The organism is Paenibacillus sp. 01L418, assembly GCF_056400045.1.
On the sequence record NZ_JBFTSN010000794.1, the window covers coordinates 1 to 1086 of the forward strand.

The 1086-nt window shown below is 39.0% G+C and carries 1 protein-coding gene; it reads left to right on the forward strand.

Annotated features, from left to right (window positions below):
- Positions 1–292: 292 nt before the first annotated feature.
- Positions 293–715: a signal peptidase I gene (gene lepB / locus AC1DSE_RS35685; protein WP_477512260.1), complete on the forward strand. Its 423-nt coding sequence runs from the start codon at positions 293–295 to the stop codon at positions 713–715.
- Positions 716–1086: the final 371 nt, after the last annotated feature.

Below are 1086 nucleotides of genomic sequence, written 5' to 3' on the forward strand. Positions count from 1 at the left end.
CACCAATACCATGAAGAAACCCGACCTCGTGAGGTCGGGTTTTTTGATTTTTTAGTCATGTTAAGAGCATGTCTTTTATTAAAATAACGGGCACCAATACCATGAAGAAACCCGACCTCGTGAGGTCGGGTTTTTTGATTTTTTAGTCATGTTAAGAGCATGTCTTTTATTAAAATAACGGGCAGATTAGTTCAACAATATAACATAAAAAATGTTCGAAAACGGATATTTTTTAATTATTATGTAATAGAGAGTAAACAACACTAAATCGAAATTGAAAGGGTGTAGTGTTTTGAGACATAACATAACGGTTCTAGGTTTCATCCTACTCATTGTTTTGATTTTGAACGGCTGTACCGAAACCGTTACTGACACCGTGACAGAAGAGAAGATAAAGGTGATTGAGAAGACTGACCCTGCGTTAACGAAAACGAAGGTAAGAACGGACGGAATGGTTTCTGAAACGGATTACGGGTCTGCGCATCCGTTTAGCCTGAACAGCGAAGTAATGTCGGACATGAAATACTATGAGCGGAGTAAGGTTTCCCGCGGGGATATTGTGGTTTTTAAAAAAAAGAAAAATAAAAACCAAGACACTGATATTGCAAGAGTCGTGGGGCTTCCTGGTGAAACTGTAAGCATAAAGAAGGGCCAAGTCTACATTAACAATAAAAAATTGGAAGCTTTTTATGGCGATGATTCTTCATTCGACTAATGCCACCATGCTAATAATTGGGCTGTTTTTATTGCTTTAGCAATTGAAACATTGGATGCAGCGCTTGTATGCCCCGGTGAACGAAGATTTTTACAGTTTGATCATTCCTTTCCTCCACTCAAAGGCGGAATGCATGTGAACTTGAATAACAATGTATGGGGAACGAACTTCCCGGCTTGGTATGAAGAGGGCGCCTCTTCCGATTCAAACTGCATTTTAGATCATTGATATAGAAGATTTGAATATTTGTATGGTATTAGGCTTGCAAGATGGCCAACACGAACTTGCAAGCTTTTCTATGTTAACGTTAGTCGGTGACTTCCACTGTGAAATATGCTACACTCCGTTCAGCAATATATACATTTGTTGGG